14 protein-coding genes and 1 pseudogene are annotated in these 17,866 nt (G+C 59.5%); 8 read left to right on the forward strand and 7 right to left on the reverse strand.

Going from position 1 to position 17,866, the window contains the following annotated elements; all coding sequences use genetic code 11:
• Both ctaD and coxB read right to left on the reverse strand, forming a co-directional pair.
• Complete coding sequence (gene ctaD, locus MUO32_RS23575; protein ID WP_257950822.1) at positions 1 to 2,520, reverse strand: cytochrome c oxidase subunit I; 2,520 nt, start codon at positions 2,518 to 2,520, stop codon at positions 1 to 3.
• The gene (coxB, locus tag MUO32_RS23580) at positions 2,517 to 3,440 is read right to left on the reverse strand and encodes a cytochrome c oxidase subunit II (protein ID WP_257950823.1); all 924 of its coding nucleotides are present in this window, start codon (positions 3,438 to 3,440) and stop codon (positions 2,517 to 2,519) included. The genes ctaD and coxB overlap by 4 nt, the downstream gene beginning before the upstream one ends.
• Before the next feature lie 259 nt (positions 3,441 to 3,699).
• Here coxB and MUO32_RS23585 point away from each other — a divergent pair, with 259 nt between their 5' ends.
• The 6 genes and pseudogenes from MUO32_RS23585 (at position 3,700) to MUO32_RS23610 (ending at position 8,603) form a co-directional block, all read left to right on the forward strand.
• Entirely contained in the window at positions 3,700 to 4,017 is a 318-nt protein-coding gene (locus MUO32_RS23585; protein ID WP_257950824.1) for a PepSY domain-containing protein, read from the forward strand.
• A 12-nt stretch (positions 4,018 to 4,029) separates the two neighbouring features.
• Positions 4,030 to 4,626, forward strand: coding sequence for a general stress protein (locus MUO32_RS23590; RefSeq protein WP_257950825.1), 597 nt, complete (start codon positions 4,030 to 4,032; stop codon positions 4,624 to 4,626).
• A 224-nt stretch (positions 4,627 to 4,850) separates the two neighbouring features.
• Positions 4,851 to 5,567, forward strand: coding sequence for a Crp/Fnr family transcriptional regulator (locus MUO32_RS23595; RefSeq protein WP_257950826.1), 717 nt, complete (start codon positions 4,851 to 4,853; stop codon positions 5,565 to 5,567).
• 156 nt (positions 5,568 to 5,723) lie between these two features.
• The gene (locus tag MUO32_RS23600; protein ID WP_257950827.1) at positions 5,724 to 6,164 is read left to right on the forward strand and encodes a PPC domain-containing DNA-binding protein; all 441 of its coding nucleotides are present in this window, start codon (positions 5,724 to 5,726) and stop codon (positions 6,162 to 6,164) included.
• A gap of 44 nt (positions 6,165 to 6,208) precedes the next feature.
• Positions 6,209 to 6,691, forward strand: coding sequence for a pyridoxamine 5'-phosphate oxidase family protein (locus MUO32_RS23605; protein ID WP_257950828.1), 483 nt, complete (start codon positions 6,209 to 6,211; stop codon positions 6,689 to 6,691).
• A 446-nt stretch (positions 6,692 to 7,137) separates the two neighbouring features.
• Positions 7,138 to 8,603, forward strand: a pseudogene (locus MUO32_RS23610) (sorbosone dehydrogenase family protein).
• A 93-nt stretch (positions 8,604 to 8,696) separates the two neighbouring features.
• Here MUO32_RS23610 and MUO32_RS23615 read toward each other — a convergent pair.
• The 5 genes from MUO32_RS23615 to MUO32_RS23635 all read right to left on the reverse strand — a co-directional run bounded on the left by MUO32_RS23615 (position 8,697) and on the right by MUO32_RS23635 (position 14,032).
• Positions 8,697 to 8,993, reverse strand: coding sequence for a PRC-barrel domain-containing protein (locus MUO32_RS23615; RefSeq protein ID WP_257950829.1), 297 nt, complete (start codon positions 8,991 to 8,993; stop codon positions 8,697 to 8,699).
• Positions 8,994 to 9,120: 127 nt separating this feature from the next.
• Positions 9,121 to 10,233: a catalase family protein gene (locus MUO32_RS23620; RefSeq protein WP_257950830.1), complete on the reverse strand. Its 1,113-nt coding sequence runs from the start codon at positions 10,231 to 10,233 to the stop codon at positions 9,121 to 9,123.
• Positions 10,230 to 12,482 carry a xanthine dehydrogenase family protein molybdopterin-binding subunit gene (locus tag MUO32_RS23625; protein WP_257950831.1) on the reverse strand — a complete coding sequence of 751 codons (2,253 nt, stop codon included), beginning with the start codon at positions 12,480 to 12,482 and terminating at the stop codon, positions 10,230 to 10,232. Before MUO32_RS23625 ends, MUO32_RS23620 begins: the two co-directional genes overlap by 4 nt.
• A gap of 9 nt (positions 12,483 to 12,491) precedes the next feature.
• The gene (locus MUO32_RS23630) at positions 12,492 to 13,508 is read right to left on the reverse strand and encodes a xanthine dehydrogenase family protein subunit M (protein ID WP_257950832.1); all 1,017 of its coding nucleotides are present in this window, start codon (positions 13,506 to 13,508) and stop codon (positions 12,492 to 12,494) included.
• Positions 13,505 to 14,032, reverse strand: a complete 528-nt coding sequence (locus tag MUO32_RS23635) for a (2Fe-2S)-binding protein (RefSeq protein ID WP_257950833.1) — start codon at positions 14,030 to 14,032, stop codon at positions 13,505 to 13,507. Before MUO32_RS23635 ends, MUO32_RS23630 begins: the two co-directional genes overlap by 4 nt.
• A gap of 188 nt (positions 14,033 to 14,220) precedes the next feature.
• Here MUO32_RS23635 and MUO32_RS23640 point away from each other — a divergent pair, with 188 nt between their 5' ends.
• Both MUO32_RS23640 and MUO32_RS23645 read left to right on the forward strand, forming a co-directional pair.
• Positions 14,221 to 15,717 (forward strand): ATPase domain-containing protein, encoded by a 1,497-nt coding sequence (locus MUO32_RS23640; protein ID WP_257950834.1) that lies wholly within the window; start codon positions 14,221 to 14,223, stop codon positions 15,715 to 15,717.
• On the forward strand, positions 15,698 to 17,755 hold the full coding sequence (locus MUO32_RS23645; protein ID WP_257950835.1) for a hybrid sensor histidine kinase/response regulator: 2,058 nt from the start codon (positions 15,698 to 15,700) through the stop codon (positions 17,753 to 17,755). The genes MUO32_RS23640 and MUO32_RS23645 overlap by 20 nt, the downstream gene beginning before the upstream one ends.
• Positions 17,756 to 17,866: the final 111 nt, after the last annotated feature.

Genomic DNA, 17,866 nt, shown 5'->3' on the forward strand with positions numbered 1-17,866 from the left:
TCACCTCAATCCTGGAAACAAGCCGAGCACGGCGAAGGAGCTGATCGCCGTAATGACGAGGAAATGCCAGTAGAGCACGACATTGCGCAAATCCATGTCGTGGCGCGCGTCCATTTTGCTGGCAATGCTCCGTGCCAGGCAGTAGACCTGCATAATGACGCCGACGCCGCCATGCGCAACCGTCCAAAGGGCGACGACCCAGACGATGGCCGGATAGACGTGCGTGGTCGGGTCCATGCCGGTGAAATAGGGTCCGGCGAGACCGGCGCAACCTGCCGCAAGTGTGAGCAGCAGAGAGAGCAGGATCGAAAGGCGGGTCAGAACTGACCTGTTGCCTGAGTTGACCCTGCGTGCCAGAAGCATGACTAGCCAGGCGCTCGTGAAGAGGCCGGCGGCCGTGAGCGGCCAGAGCATGCCGGGGCCGGGATGGCCAGCAGTGAAATCCTCGTGGATAGTCCAGTAAAAGAAGTAGCCGAACATCAGGCTGGCATAGGCCGTACCGTCACCCGCCATGGTGATGAACATCGCCCACCAGCCGACCGAGCTCGGTCCGGATGTGTAGAGCGGCAGGGTCTTTCCGAGGCCGACGTCACGCATCTCATCCCTGGGAATGACGGAGGTGCCAGTCCAGAGCCAGGCAATGATCGCCGTAATCGTCATGAGCGCGCAAACGATCGTCGTGATCCACCAATGGAAGGTCAGCGCGACGAAGACGCCGCCGAGCGAAAAGGCGGCGATGATGGTGAGTGTCGAGGTGCCGCCGACACGCAGGCATTGGATGGGCTCGGCATCAAGCACGGACGTAACCAGCGTTTCGCGTGCACCGTCCTTGACGTCGGGTAGGTAGAAACGGCCGGCTTTGATGTCCTCGATCAGCCCCGGCTGGTCCCAGATGGGATAGCGGCTCTTGATAATGGGGATCGAGCGCACACCCCATTTCTCCTCCGGTTCGCTGATCCATTCCAGTGTACCGGCGTTCCAGGGATTCGCCTCCTCCTTCGGCTGGCGATGTTTCGGTCGCAAAACATCGATCACCACGAGAGCAACCCCGGCGGCAAAGATGAAGGCGCCGATGGTGGAGATCAGATTGAACCAGTCCCAGCCGATATCGGCGGGATAGGTGAAGACGCGCCGCGGCATGCCGCGCAGGCCCGCGAGATGCATGGGGAAGAAGGCCACGTTGAAGCCGATGAACATCAGCCAGAAAGCGATTTTCCCCAGCCGGTCTGAAAGTTTCCGCGCATTCAGCAGCGGGTAATAATAATAGATGCCGGCCACGACTGGGAAAAGCATGCCGCCGATCAGCACATAATGCAGGTGAGCGACGATGAAATAGGTGTCGTGCGCCTGCCAGTCGAACGGCACCAGTGCCACCATGACACCGGTCAGCCCGCCGATGATGAAGATTGCGAGTCCGCCTGCGCCAAACAGCATCGGCACGGACAAGATGACACGGCCGGCGAGCATGGTGGCGATGAAGACGAAGATCTGCACGCCGGTCGGGATCGCCACCGCCTCGGAGGCGGCTGAGAAGAAGGCGAGCGAGATCTGCGGTAGGCCGGTGGTGAACATGTGGTGCACCCACAGGCCGAAACTCAGGAAGCCTGTTCCGACGGCGGCGAGTACGATCCAGGAATAGCCGACGATCGGTCTTTGCGCGAAGGTCGGCACGATCATCGCCATCAGCGCGATGGCCGGCAGGAAGATGATGTAGACCTCCGGGTGGCCGAAGATCCAGAACAGGTGCTGCCACAGCAGGGGATCGCCGCCGCGCGCCGCGTCGAAGAACGGCCAGTCGAACGTCCGCTCCATCTCGAATAGGATGTCGCCGGCAATCAGCGGCGGGAAGGCGAAGAGGATCATGCCGGCGACGATCAGCAGATACCAGGCGAAGAGCGGCATCATGTTGATGCGCATCCCGGGCGCACGGCACTTCATGATGCCGACGATCAGCTCGACGGCGGCGGCGATCGACGCCACCTCGATGAAGGACAGGCCGAGCAACCAGATATCCGCGCCGATGCCGGAGTATTCCTTGTCGGTGGCGAGCGGCGGATACATGAACCAGCCACTATTGGGTGCCGCGCCGAAGAAGATCGACCCGCAGACGAAGACCCCTCCGAGCGCGAAACTCCAGAACCCGAAGGCGGAGAGACGGGGGAAGGGGAGCTCGCGCGCGCCGAGCATCGAAGGTAAAAGGAAGATCGCCGCCGCCTCGAAGATCGGCACGGCGAAAAGAAACATCATCACGGTGCCGTGGAGCGTGAAGGCCTGGTTGAACGTGTCAGCGGAGAGGAAGTCGTTCTCGGGCACGGCGAGCTGAACACGCACGAGCAGCGCCAGAACGCCGGCAAACAGCATGAAGATGAAGGCGGCAGCACCATACCAAAGGCCAATCTCGGTATTGTTCACGGACGTCCAGTAGCGCCAGCCGGATGGCGTGCGCCAAACTGCTCGCAGCTCGGCTTCTTCAGCGTTGTGCGCGTCTGCCGAAATTTGTGTTTCGACAGCCCCGGTCATTTAAGCCCCACGAGATACCTGGCAATGACGGCGATTTCCTTATCGGGCAGCATGTCGAAGGCCGGCATTTTGGCACCGGGTTTCACCACGGAGGGATTTCGGATGAAGCGGGCGACGTTTTCAGCCGTATTGGCGAGCGCGCCGGCGCCGACTGTCTGGCGCTGACCGAAGAAGGTGAGGTCCGGGCCGACACTCGTTGATGCTGTCTCTCCGCGCACTCCATGACAGCCCGCACAGCCATACCGGGCGAATAAGTGCTCGCCGTCGCCGCCGCGCGGACTGTCACCGGCCGCCTGCGCGCTCCTCCACGCGGTAAAGTCCGCAGGCTCCATGACGATGACGGAAAAGGCCATCAGCGTATGAGACGTTCCGCAGAATTCGGCGCAAGGCGCGCGGAAGACGCCCGCCTTCGTCGGCAACAGGGACAGCGTGTTGGTGCGGCCGGGGATCATGTCCACCTTTCCGCCAAGGACCGGTATCCAGAAGGAATGGATGACGTCGGCTGCCGTAAGGGAGAAGACGGCGCGTTCGCCAACTGGAAGACGCAGTTCATTTGCGGTTTCGAAGGAGGGTATGCCCTCAACGGCAGGATAGCGGATACGCCACCAGAATTGCTCGCCGGTCACTTCGATCGGCCTTAGACCGGTTGCAGAACGCGCCAGCCACGGGCGGATGGCAGGCAAAAGCCAGACTGCGTAGGCGAGGAGTGTTACGAGCACGATGACCGGAAAGGCAACCCCGCCCCAGGCGATCAGTCGCGCCGCTGTCACCTCACGCCAGGGGACCTCGCGACGCTTTGCGGCATAGAGGAGAAGCGCGACGACGGCCAACCAGACGAGGGCGCCTCCGAAGACCATGACGAGAAAGAGCGTATAAATGGCCGCCGCTTCATCGCCGGCAGTGTCCAGAGCCGACTGCATGCCGGAACACCCGGATAATGGGATCAGGAGGAGGGGCAGGGCGCGACGGCGAATGGCGGTGCTCCATGGGAGGTTCCCTAAAGAGGGATATGGCTCGCAGGGCGGCGCCGGCAAGGGCAGAAGCCTGGTTATGGCAACATTGTCATCTAATGCGGCGATACAACCGCAGTTATTTTACGCGCTCGAAAATTACTGAGGAACCAAACGCTTCGATCTCGGTTTGATCCTAGCCTTTACAGGCTGACAACGAGGAGACACCATGAAAAAGCTATTGCTCGCCGCCGCATTTGTCGGCGCATCGACCCTTGGCGCCTTCGCCCAGACCTCCACGGCGCCCGCTACCGATGGTGACACACCCGCCATTGCGACGCCGGATGATAAGAACGCCACTGCACCGGTCGAGGGTGCAAACAGCTTCACTGAAGACCAGGCCAAAGAGCGCATCGTGGAAGCCGGCTACGCCGACATCGCCGGGCTCAAGCTCGACGACAAGGGCGTTTGGCACGGCACCGCGACGAAGGCCGGCAAACCCGTCAACGTCGCGCTCGACTACCAGGGCAACATCGTCGCCAACTAAAAGGAAATCCCCATGACAAAAACTGCCACCGGACTTTTTGACAACTACTCGGACGCACAGGCGGCCGTCAACGCCCTTGAGGCACGCGGCATCCCCTCGGACGATATAAGCATCATGTCGAACAATGTGGATGAGCGTCGCACAGGCGATACGAATGCAGCGGAAGGCGCTGGTGCTGGCGCCGGCATCGGCGCGGCCGTCGGCGGAGTGGGCGGTCTTTTGACCGGTCTCGGCATCATGGCCATACCCGGCGTCGGCCCGGTGGTTGCGGCAGGCTGGCTTGCCGCCACGGCGGCCGGTGCAGCTGCCGGTGCGGTTGCCGGTGGTGCGGCGGGAGGCCTTATCGGTGCGATGACGGAATCCGGTGTGTCTGAAGAACACGCCCATGTCTATGCCGAAGGTGTGCGCCGCGGCGGCACACTTGTGACCGCCCGCGTCGAGGACAGCCTCTATCCCGAGGCGGAAGCAATCCTTCGCCATTCGAACCTGGTCGATCCGGCTGAGCGTCGTGCGGCCTATACCGAGCAGGGCTGGACACGCTTCGACGAAACGCTGGATCCGTACGGTCCCGCCGAGATCGAACAGGAACGTCTGCGTTACCGGCGCTGAGCGGTCGACAGACCGTATTCGTTTGATGTTGATGAAACGGCCGGCCCTGAGGATTGGGCCGGCCGCTCTTGCGTTCCGTCGCCTCCTACATATTGTGGCGTTCGCGTTCTCGCCCTTGCGGCTTACATAGGAAGGCGTAAGCTCAATGGATCGTCGGTATCATCCCCGAAGTGTCGGTGCCAAGCACTCATCTGTGCCGCGGCCCGAAAACAGGAGGCATGAACATGGCCGCTCCTCTGCGCTTCGCGCCCGCGAACAATCTCCTGCAGCTTCTACCGGATGTCGACTTTGAAATGTTGGCGCCGGACCTGAAGCACGCTGTCCTTCCGAAGGGAATGGAGCTTGCCCACCGGGATCGGCAGATTGATGCGGTGTACTTTCTAACTTCCGGTATCGGTTCTGTCGTGATCACGACCCCAACAGGCCGGCGTGCGGAGGCCGGCATCTTCGGCTTTGATGGTTACATTCCCACCGCCGCTGTCACCGGGGCGCGGATCAGTTCCTACGATGTGGCGGTTCAGCTCGATGCCGAAGGCTACAGCTTGGACTTCGACGACTTTCGGCGTTGGATGGATCGGAGCAAGCCTTTCGTGCAGATCATGAACCGGTCGATGGAAAGCTTCGCCGTGCAGCTGGCGCATACGGCAGTGTCGAACGCGGTGCACGAGGTGAACGAGCGGCTCGCCCGCTGGCTTCTCATGTGCCACGACCGTTCACGTAGCGACGACATGGCGGTAACACACGAACTCCTCTCTGTCCTCTTGGGCGTCAGACGGCCGAGTGTCACGACCGCGCTGCATGTTCTGGAAGGCGAAGGGCTCATCCGATCGCTGCGCGGCAGCGTCATCATCAGAAACCGTCCCGGCCTGGAGGCCTTCGCGCACGATTCCTATGGACGGCCGGAGGCGGAATATCGCCGCCTGATGGGCGGGCTTACCTGAAGCCATCCTTCGGCTCGTTGGCATGCATCCGACGGACTAGCCTGTTGATGCGAGAATCTGAGACGTGTGGGCTCGGCAGACCTTGAATTGGCGTCCCCAAAATTTTGTGGAACAGAAACGGTCCGATCGCCTTTCCTCCTAACAACGGAGGAAACGATGAAGCACAAACTACTGACCAGCGACGCAGGCGAGCGTACTTTTATCCTCGTGCTCGACGAAGGGGACGAGGCCTTCAAATGCATCACCAGTTTTGCCGAACGTGAAAACGTGACCGCCGCGTCGATTACAGCGATCGGCGCGTTTCGTGCGGCGACGATCGCCTTCTTCGAATTCGAAACGAGAAACTATCACAAGATACCCGTCGAGGTGCAGTCGGAGGTGCTCAGCATGCTGGGCGATGTTGCCCTGGACGATAGCGGCAGGGCGAGTTTGCACCTGCACGTGGTCCTCGGCTTCTCTGACGGAAGCACGAAGGGCGGCCATTTTCTGGAAGGTTATGTCCGGCCCACGCTCGAGGTAGTGCTGCGGGAAACACCCGCCGAACTGAAGCGCAGTCATCGGCCTGATCTCGGTATTTCGCTTATCGACCTAGATTAGCAGAGGCACGCACTGAAACCCGTTCATAATCTGAGGAGAAGACAATGGCGCATACTGACGACGAACAAGGGAAGGTATGGGAACTTGCCGAGAAGATCGGCTTTTGCATGCTTGCGACGCACACCGGAGACACGCTGCGTGCGCGACCGATGGCGGCCTATACCGAGATCATTGAGAACGCATTCTACTTTCTGACGGACGTTAACAGCCATAAGGACGACGAGATTGCCCAGCAGCCAAATGTCTGCCTGGCGTTCGCCGATTCCAAAGGCCAGAAGTACGTATCGATATCCGGCACGGCCGAGGTTCTCGACGACCGCGAGAAGATCCGTGATCTCTGGGCAACCCCCGCAAAGGCGTGGTGGGACAATCCCGACGATCCTTCGATCCGTGTTCTGAAGGTTACTCCGCATTTTGCTGAATACTGGGACAGCCCGGGTACCATCATCAGCTATATCAAGATGGCGGCCGCCGCGGTCAGCAGCGCTCGACCGGACATGGGTGATAATGCCAAGGTTAACATGTGAGCAGTGTGTGTGTGTGTGTGCGCAGTCCGCCAGAGGTCGCGATGGCTTCCGGCGGACGTGTCGTCATTCGATTGCGGTGGCTTTCTGGCAATCGATCTAACGTCATGAAGCTCGCGCAGCGGACCCCTTTACGAGCAATAACCCCTGAAAGCGGGGTAGAGTTCTGACGGATGTGACCGACTGGCAAAAGATGAACCGTCTATGGCTTCACTTCTCCGAATGGTTGCTTCTTGCGGGCCTCGTCTTCGGCGCGGTTGCTATCGTTAACGGACCGAGCTGGATCGCTCTCATCGGACGGGTGATCGCGTTTTCACTTGCCGTCCTCAATAGTTTCATCCACGCGGCGGACGGCTGGACCGGCGTCATTCCCTATGGGCTGGCGGTTTCGATCGCTACGGTAGTGATCATGGCTGTCACGGCGCTTGTCGGCCGTAGGGGAGCTTCACATGTCTACGATCCGTATTTCAATCGCAGCCTTGTTCGCCGGCGCCGCCCTCGTAGGCTGCAGCGGAAGCGAAGGTGAGTTCGATACAGCTCAACAGATGGGGCGCAATCCGGTTCTGCCGGAGCCCTCGCAGGCCCCTATCCCGGATCTCACTGTCGCGCCGGTCGCTGGCTGGCATGGTGGCCAGCTTCCAAAAGTTCCGGATGCCTTGATGGTCACTGCCTATGCACAGGATCTGGCAAACCCGCGCAGCGTTCACACACTTCCGAATGGCGACGTCTTTGTGGTCCAGTCGAAGGCGCCGGCCGGTAAGCCGCTCCAGCGACCGAAGGACATCATCCGCGGTTGGATCATGTCCATGGCGGCAGGGGATGCGGTTGGCGGTGGCGAAACAAACCGCATCACCCTCCTACGCGACACCGATCGGAACGGGACCGTTGACGAGCGGGGCGACCTTCTGACTGGACTCAAACTCGCCGATCGGCGTCGCCTGGTATGAAAACACGCTCTAACGTCGCTGCTGCCGATGCAATTGTCGCCTCTCCCTACGAGCTTGGTGGCGGCGCGATCACGGCGCAGCCCCGGATCTTCACACCTCTGCCCGGCGGGCCGATCAACCACCATTGGACAAAGGATCTCGCCCTCAGCCCCGACGGCCGCTTCTTATACGCTTCGGTCGGATCCAACTCCAACGAGGGCGAAAGGGGATCCAGGCGGAGAAGGGGCGTGCCGCAATTCGGCAGGTCGATCGCCAGTCGGGTGCAGCAAAGGTTTTTGCATCGGGCATTCGCCAACTTTCATCCCCAGACATGCGCGCTGTGGACGGTGGTGAACGAGCGCGACGAGCTTGGCCCAAATCTCGTTCCCTGACTACATGACATCCGTGAAGGGGGGCGGCTTTTATGGATGGCCGTGGAGCTAGTACAGCTAGGATGTCGATCCGCGTGTCCGTCCGGAGCGTCCTGATCTCGTTGAGACGGCGATCGCACCCGATTACGCCTTGTCGAGCCCCGTCGCGGCCCTCGGTCTTGCTCTTCACCAATGATTCCGCGGATGCCGGAACCCTTTCGAAATGGTGCCTTTGTCGGCAATCGCGGAAGATGGAATCGAAATGCGTTCAATGGCTATAGGGTCATTTATGTCCCGTTCAGCGAGGGACGGCCTGCCGGAAAGGCGCAGGATATCGTCACGGGATTTCTTGAAAACGACCGGGTGCACGGGCGACCGGTCGGGCTTGGGATCGACGGCAAGGGTGTCCTGCTGATCGCGGATGATGCGGGAAACACGGTGTCGCGCGTCGCAGCGGCGGATGGCTCGGTAACATCGCAGCCAATAACGACGGACCGAGTGACGACATCTGCCACGACGTCGAACGTTGAGGAAAGCCCAACGCGGAGTACGGAGGCAGACGGCCAACCATCTCAAACGGACGTTGTGCGGGCGTTGCCATCCGAGGATGATCAATAGCACCGGGAGCGCTATGCATTTTCACCTGAACGGTGCTCGAAGAAATGGCCCGCTCCCCATGGAGCGAGCCGCTACGTAGAAGCCCTGACGATCTCAGTGACGATGCTCTGGCATCTCTTTGAGCTGATCCTTCGTCCAGGCCGTCACGGCATGAACGTCGCCATCCTCGTCCCTCATGAAGGCGAGCTCTGCCAGAGGAACTGCGACAGGCTTAGCGCCGATACCAAGGAAGCCGCCGACATCGATAATGGCTGTGATGCCTTCGCCGGCGCCATGGACGTGATCGACCTTTCCAACCTTGTGATCATCGGCTCCATAAACGGTGGCACCCTCGAGGACATCGGGGGTGAGTTCGGAAGCGGCCAGACGGATGTGGTTTGTATGATCCATTGTCGTTCTCCTGTTGGAGCTTCCTAAACGGAAGGAGTAGACGCAATGTTCCGGGCCTCGACTGGGGATGCTCGACGGTGGGCCAATCGCTTATGAGAGCTTTCGCAAGCGTGAAAGACGTTTCCAGTTATTGACGCGCACCATGTGCGAAGGGACAGGAAACGGGCTCGCTCACGGGTGTCAGGTTGCGCTGCGAGCGAAAAGCGGCGGATTTCTCATAGGCCAGTTTGCGCAGTCGCATGATCGAGCCGAGCGGCTGATGGGCCTTTAGACCGTTCCACGGGCTGAAATGCATGCCGTCATCGACGATCTCGGACCGCTCTTCATTCCAGGCGGGCTGGGGCTCGGTGACGAGGTGGGCGATGGTCAAGAAAGGGCTTATCTCCTCGTTCCACGCGTCCACGCCCTCGACAGGCATCGTGGCAAGATCGGTGCATAGCTGCACCTGGAGGTGCCAGACGGCCGTCTCCCTGGCGAAGAAGGATTCGACCTCATGGCGGATGACATCCGGATCCTTGCTCGTGTCGAGCCGTCTTTCGGCCAGCGCCTGCAGATTGTGCGAAGCGGGGACGATGGCGAGTTTGGCGATATAGTCGCCATGGCGTAGCGGCAGCTGCGAGAAGAAGCTTTCGCCGAGAATATGGGTTTGCGGATTGCCGCCAAGCGATTTCAGCGTAGCGCTCTCGACTCCGACCGCCTCGATGACGGATTCGAGCCCCTTGAAGACCTTGGAGAGAAACTCCTTCATGCCCTCCAAACGGTCAGTCGTCAGGGCGAGAACCTTGAGATTTCTCAAGAACGCCTTTCCGCTCGCTGAATTGAATGTCTTGCCATTGAGCATCACGAAGTCCTGGCTGGTCGAGCGTTCTGAACCAGGCAGACGGGTGCCGTCGATGTCGAGCAGTTTCAGCGCTATGCCACGCGGCGTGGAGACGCTGTCATGGAGCAGGTCGCCCGGTGCCGTCGAAAGCCGGATGACGGCCTCATAGGTCCGAGCCTCGCCAAAAAGGCCTTGGGCGAGTTGTGGCGAGAGGTCTGGCAAGACCTCCAGGCGCGCCTTCAGCAGACCGTGGCTCTTTACATGGACCGCCCGGGTGGCATGACCACTGTCTGCATATGTCTTTTGGGCAATGGAAAGCATCGTTTCGGCGAGGTCGCGTGCAATCTGCGGTTCGCCAGGATCGATATGCTCGACATCAGGACTGTAGCGCACCGGTGTGGTCGCGAAATGGTTGGTCATTCGGCGGTCTCGCTTTCGAGAATCTTGTCAATCGTGATCGGAAGACGACGTATGCGCTTGCCGGTGGCATGGAAGATCGCGTTCGACACCGCCGCGGCGACGCCGACGATTCCGATTTCGCCAAGGCCCTTCACGCCGATCGGGCTTGCCTTGTCGTCGTCCTCCTCGACAAAGATCACGTCGACGTCGTGAATGTCGGCATGGGCGGGGATATGATATTCGGCAAGATTGTGGTTCATGATGCGACCCGTCCGGTGGTCGATCGCGCTCTCTTCGTGCAGTGCCATGCCAATGCCCATCACCACGCCGCCAAGGATCTGGCTGCGCGCGGTCTTTGGGTTGAGGATGCGGCCGCCAGCGATGGCACTCACCACGCGCGTGACCCGGACAATCCCGAGCTGTTCGTCGACCTTCACTTCGACGAAGACCGCCGAATGACTGTAGGAGACATATTTCTTCATTGCGAGCATGTCGGGGCCGACCTTGGCATGCTCCTCGATCGAGATAAGCCCGCTGGCGGCCATGATATCGGCGATCGCGATGCCGATCTGGTGGTTGCTCTCCAGAACGAGACGTCCCTCGGCGATTTCGACCTGTTCGTCGGTCACGTCGGCAAGGGGTGAGGGTTCCATCGACTGGGCATGGGTCAACAGGCTCTTGATAACGGCCCTTGCGGCTGTCTGGACCGCCGAGCCGGTGGTGGCTGCCGTCCAAGATCCGCCTTCGACACCGGTTTTCGGCAGGTCGGACTTGCCGATATCGACCGTAACGGCTTCGATAGCACAATCGAAAACCTCCGCTGCGATCTGGCCAAGGATAGTATAGGTACCTGTGCCGATGTCGGAAGCGGCGGCGCTTACGGTGACCTTGCCATCAGCTGACAGGCGAACCTTCGCCTCGCCCTTCGACATCATTGCCTCCCAGATGCCACTGGCCATACCCCAACCTACCAGGTCGTTTCCCTCCTGCATGGAACGCGGGGCGGGAGAGCGCTCCGACCAGCCGAAACGGGCCGCCCCTTCGCGATAGCAAGCATGTAACGCCTTGGAGGTGATGGCCTTGTCCAGGTTCTGGTCTCGGTGAACGAAGTTGCGGATCCTCAGGTCCAACGGATCGATGCCAATCTCGTAGGCAAGTTCGTCCATCGCCGTTTCAAGGGCATTGACGCCGGTCGCCGCGCCGGGAGCGCGCATGTCGCCCGGTGTTGCTAAATCGAGCTTTACGATCTCGTAGCTGATCTTCACATTGTCGCACTTGTAAGCAAGGCCGGACCAGTTCGCGACATTTTCCTGATAATCTTCATGGCGCGAGGTTGCGTGCACAGCATGGTGCAGGACGGCTTCCAGATTGCCTTCGGTATCCGCGGCCAGTGACACCGTCTGTATGCAGGAGGGTCGCCAGGTGAGGTAGAACATCTCCCGGCGGGACATTTCGACCTTGATCGATCGGCTGAGGTCGAGGCTCGCCATGACGGCAAAAAACAGATGGTGCTTGGGCCGGAGCGCCTGACCGAAAGCCCCGCCGACAAAGTCATTTCTCACGATGACTTTGTCCGGATCGAGGTCAAAGACACCGCAAACATAGTCGCGACTGTTTTGGGAGCCCTGCGTCTTGTCGTAAATGGTGAACGCGCCGTCGCCTTCGAAGCGGACGGTGGCGGCAAACAACTCCATCGGATTGTGATGCTCGCCCGAAAGTATGTAGTCCGCAGAGATTTTGTACGAAGCGCCAGCGAATGCCTGTTCGGCGTCGCCACGCGGTGGCGGGGGCAAGAACTGCTTCATCCGGGCGACTGGGGGTTCGTAGCTGTTGTGTTGCTCGGCGACAATGTCCGTATGGGTGAGTTCGGCCGTGTAATGCATATGAACCAGTGCGGCGGCATCCCGCGCCGACTCGGGCGTTTCCGCTACCACGAAGGCAACGGGCTGTCCGTCGAACAGCACACGGTCATTTTCGAGTGGCCGGAACGGATGGCCAGGCAGCGCCACGGCGTCTTTCCACTTACTATCGCGATAGGCCGTCTTCGGCCGGTTTTCGTGAGTGTAGATCTTAATCACACCCGGCACGCGCTCTGCTCCACGCACGTCCACTGCGATGAGGCGGCCCGAGGCTATGGTCGCGAGCACAACGTGACCGAACAGCATTCCAGGCTCGAAATGCTCCGCTGCATATCTAGCCTGGCCGGTAACCTTGAGGGGGCCATCTATGCGGGAGATTGGCAGGCCGACGACTTTCGACTGGTCGAACATTTTCGTCTCCTACTGGATTTTCTTGTTTGTCTGGCTCTGGGGCGTTCCGCTGGCGGCCTGTCTCAACGCGCGAACGATGGCTTTGCGGACGAGCGGGATTTTAAAGTCGTTGTCGCCTTGGCCTTTTGCTTTGACGAGCAAGCGATCGGCGACTCGTTGGAATGTTGCCTCCTCGGCGGGCGCTCCAGCGAAGTCCGCTTCAGCGAGCTGGTCGCGCCATGGCTTGTGTGCCACACCACCGAGCGCGACGCGCATATCCGCAATCTGTGTGCCGGCGATTTCGATGGTGGCAGCGACCGAGACCACCCCGAATGCATAGGAGAGGCGATCGCGAACTTTCAGATAGCTGTGATGCTGCGCAAAATGGTTTCGTTCCAGACGGACGCCGGTAATGAGTTCGCCCCGGGCAAGCGTATTGTCGCGCTCTGGCGCGTCGCCCGGCAGGCGATGAAAGTCGCAGACGGCGATATCGCGCGCGCCGTCCGGCCCTTCGACTTCCACCGTCGCGTCCAATGCCACAAGCGCAACGCACATGTCGGAGGGGTGGACGGCGATACATTTCTCACTAGCACCCAGAATGGCGTGCATCCGGGTAAGGCCACCGATCGCCGCACAGCCGCTTCCCGGCGCACGCTTGTTGCACGGCGTCGATGGATCATAAAAGTAGCAGCAGCGGGTTTTTTGGAGCAGGTTGCCGCCCGTTGACGCCGCGTTGCGAAGTTGAGGAGAGGCGCCGGCGAGAATGGCGCTTGCAAGAAGCGGGAACTGCGCTTGAACACGGGCGTCATAGGCGACGGCGGAGTTGCTCGCCAGCGCCCCGATGCGTAGACCACCGTCGGGAAGCTCCTCGATCGTCTTCATCGGCAAAGGGTTGATATCAATGATCGCTTCCGGATGTATCACCTCATATTTCATTAAGTCGACAAGATTGGTCCCTCCAGCAAGAACCTGTGCGTGCGGATTGGCAACGAGCGCCGCGACTGCGTCCGCGACGGTCTCGGCCCGAGAATAGGAAAATGGCTTCATTCCGCGGCCTCCCGATGGGAGGGGTCGGTCGCCTGCTTTGCGAGGACTTCCTCGATGGCGTCTGTGATATTGGAATAGGCGCCACACCGACAGAGATTGCCACTCATCAGTTCGCGAATGTCTTCCCGAGAGCGAGCGTGCCCCTCCTGCAGAAGGGCGACCGCGGAACAGATTTGCCCCGGGGTGCAGTAACCGCATTGAAACGCGTCGTGTTCGACGAAAGCTTTCTGCATCGGATGGAGATCATCGGGGGTACCCAACCCCTCCACCGTGGTGACGGCAGTCCCGTCCAGGGTTATTGCGAGCTTAAGGCAAGCATTCATGCGCTGTCCGTCGATCATCACGGTGCATGCACCGCACTGACCATGGTCGCACCCTTTTTTTGTTCCCGTTAACTCAAGGTTACTGCGCAGGAGGTCCAGTAGCGTCGTCCAAGGATAAACGTCCAGCGTATAAGGATTGCCATTTATTGTCAGGGCAAGGGGGCAGGTTAGCGACCCCGGACGTTCGAGAGCTATCTCCATAAATTCTGCCTTCCGTATCGAGGTTGGATCGCTAACGGCAAGCTTGGCGCATTGTTCCTAAGGCGTGGGGAAATTTGATGTTCAAGCGGTGCCACTACGCTCACAAACTTGGCCATTTGGTGCGGCTTGTTCCGTTGTAATGCTACGCGACCGCCCTATCTAAACGACCCACAGCTCAGGAAGGACATATGGAAACTAAAGCACTGACAGGCATCGAAGGACTCGACGACGTTCTTTCCGGCGGCTTCACTCGGCGACACGTTTTCTTGCTGGAGGGGTCGCCGGGAACGGGCAAAACCACGATTGCTCTGCAGTTTCTGAAGCATGGGGCGGACCGCGGCGAAAAGTGTCTGTATATCACATTGTCCGAAACAGAAGACGAGCTGCGCGATACCGCCTTTTCTCATGGTATGGAACTTCCGCCAGAGATCGAGATATTCGAGCTGGTGCCGCCGGAAAGTCTGCTTGATGCCGATCAGCAGCAAAGCCTGCTTTACTCGTCAGATCTGGAGCTTGGCGAGACGACAAAAATGATTTTCGAAGCCTTCGAGCGTCTTGAGCCCTCACTGGTGGTGCTCGATAGTCTTTCTGAAATCAGGCTTCTAGCGCAGAGCTCGCTGCGATACCGGCGTCAGATCCTTGCCCTGAAGCATTTCTTTTCGAAGTCCGGGGCAACGGTTCTTTTGCTGGATGACATGACAGCGGAGACCATGGATAAGACGGTGCACAGCGTCGTGCATGGCGTGGTGCATCTCGAGCAAATGGCCCCCAACTACGGGTCAGAGCGCCGACGGCTACGGATCGTGAAATATCGAGGCCAGGCGTTTCGCGGTGGCTATCATGATTTCACGATTAAGACGGGCGGCGTGGAAGTCTTCCCGAGACTGCGCGCGCTTGAGCATCGAACCACTTTTGAACGCACGCCGCTTGGAAGCGGGATCCCCAGAATGGATGAACTGCTGGGTGGCGGGATTGAGCGTGGCTCCAGTACCTTGTTGATCGGTCCTGCTGGGACGGGCAAAAGCCTTTTTGCGCTGCAGTTCGTAAATGCGGCGGTGAAACGTGGAGAGCGGGCCGCGATCTTTCTCTTCGACGAGGAGCTGGGTTTGCTCTTTTCTCGCACCAAGGCTCTCGGCCTGGATATTGAAGGGCTTCGAGACCAGGGTGATATCCATATCGAGCAACTGGATGCCGCGGAGCTTTCACCAGGCGAATTCGCTCAACGGGTGCGCGACCGAGTGGCAAGCTCCGATGCAAAGACGGTCGTGATCGACAGCATTAATGGCTACCAGGCGTCCATGCCGGAGGAGAACGCACTCATCCTGCACATGCATGAACTTCTGCAATACCTCAATCGCCAAGGATGCAACACCTATCTAACCGTGGCGCAACACGGCCTAGTGGGCGATATGAAGTCCCCGGTGGACGTTACCTATTTGGCCGATACCGTAGTTTTACTCCGATACTTCGAAGCCTTGGGAAGGATCAGGCGCGCCGTCTCGGTCATCAAGAAGCGCACTGGCCCGCATGAGGATACGATCCGTGAGTTCCGAATTAGCAATGTCGGTTTGACAGTGGGAGAACCGCTCTCTCGTTTCCAGGGCATCCTGCGAGGCGTGCCAGCATTCGTGGGCGAACAGCAGTCACTGATGACGCTTGAAAACGATGGTGGTACCCATTCCTAACATAAGCGCTGCCGCTCTGATTCACGCGCCGATGGGAAGAGATGCCCAGATTGCGTCGGCCTTGCTAGGCGATGCAGGAATTGCCACCCTTGTGGCGACGGATTTGAGTGCATTTGTCGAGGGATTAGGGGAAGATGTTTCGTTTGCCGTCATCACCGAAGAAGCGTTGCGCACCTCGGATCTACGGCAACTGTCCGCCTGGATCGATGAACAGCCAAGCTGGTCCGACCTTCCCTTTATCATCCTCACGCATCGTGGCGGTGGGCCGGAGCGAAATCCGGGCGCGGCCCGCCTTTCCGAGGCGCTCGGCAATGTTAGCTTCGTTGAACGGCCCTTTCATGCCACAACCTTCGTGAGTGTCGCTCGTTCAGCTTTACGGGGGCGAAGCAGACAATATGAAGCGCGCTTGCGAATGGAGGCCCTCGACGAGGGGGAGCGGCGGCTGGAAACAGCTTTGGAGGCTGGGCGGCTTGGAGCTTGGGAACTCGACCTTGCGACATACGGTTTGACCACCTCAACGACGTGCAAGGCGATTTTCGGACGGGGTGCCGACGATGCCTTCACGTACGAAGATCTGCTTTCGAGTATCGATCCGGACGATCTTGATCGGATGCGGGAGGCCGTCAGGAACACGGTAGAGACGGGCGCGGACTACGCAATCGAGTACCGAACGGTTTGGCCGGACAAATCCGTCCACTGGGCTGAAATCCGCGCGCAGCTCTATCTGGATCGAGCCGGAAAAGCCTCGAAATTGGTTGGTGTGTCGTCTGATATCACCGCCCGGATCCGATCTGAAGAGCACCAGCGACAGCTTAACGAGACTTTGGAAGAACGAGTTGCTGTCCGCACGGAGGAACTGCATAGAGCTCACGCCGTCGTCATGGCGGAGGTGGCTCAGCGCGAGCGAGCAGAAGAGCAGCTTCGACAGGCTCAGAAGATGGAGGCGATTGGGCAGCTAACAGGCGGCGTCGCCCATGACTTCAACAACCTTCTTATGGCTGTACTCGGAAACCTTGAGCTGCTGCACAAGCACACGGCGCATGACCCAAAGGCTGTTCGCTTGATCGAAGGCGCGCTCCAGGGAGCACGGCGTGGCGCGTCACTAACGCAGCGGCTCTTGGCATTTGCTCGGCGCCAGGATCTGCAGGTCGGTCCGGTCAACCTCGGGAATCTTGTCGGCGACATGGCGGATCTCATGAAGAGGTCCGTAGGTTCCGGCATCATTATCGAGACCAATCTTCCGGCCGTTCAGGTTGTCGTCCAGGCGGACGCCAATCAATTGGAACTGGCACTGCTGAATCTCGTCGTCAATGCGCGTGACGCGATGCCGGCGGGAGGCTCAATTCGTATAGCACTCCGGCAAGTGAGCCTTCCCTCGGAGAAAGGCGATCTCACATCTGGCGACTATGGCGTTCTTTCGGTCATCGACAGCGGCCATGGGATGGACGAGGCGACTCTTGAGAAAGCGATCGTTCCGTTTTTCTCCACGAAGGAACTGGGCAAAGGAACAGGCCTGGGCCTTTCGATGATCCATGGGCTGGCGCATCAGCTCAATGGGAGCCTCAAGCTGGCGAGCGCGCTTGGGAGCGGCACGACCGCGGAACTTTGGATACCGGCGTCGGACGAAAACCAAGTCGCCAAGGCGGTATCTCCACAGCAGCATGTTGTCAGCGAGAACCAAAGTCCTAAGCGAGTTCTTCTCGTTGACGACGATTTTCTCATTGCGATGAGCTCGGTAGATATGTTGACGGATCTCGGTCACGAGGTTGTAGAGGCCCATTCCGGTTTAGAGGCAATCGAGATCCTCAAGCGCGATGCACGCTTTGACCTCATCATTACGGACTATTCGATGCCCGGCATGACCGGCGGCGAGCTGATAGTTGCGGCGCGCGCTTTAATCCCCGGCATCCCGATGTTGATTGCTTCGGGCTATGCTGACTTGCCATCAGGTGTCGAGCTTGATGTTGGTCGACTCGGAAAGCCCTACACTCAGCAGCAGCTTGCCTTAGAGATATCGAAAGCGCTGTCGGGTCATTGACTGATATCGCAAAACTGAGAGTAGAGGGCCGGCGAGAGCGCAACACGTAGTCTTTGACACCGTACTGATGGAACTGAGGGCTCGCCACGCCCTTCCGACTTTTCTGTCCAC

The organism is Shinella sp. CPCC 101442 (genome assembly GCF_024704725.1).
Lineage (GTDB): Bacteria > Pseudomonadota > Alphaproteobacteria > Rhizobiales > Rhizobiaceae > Shinella.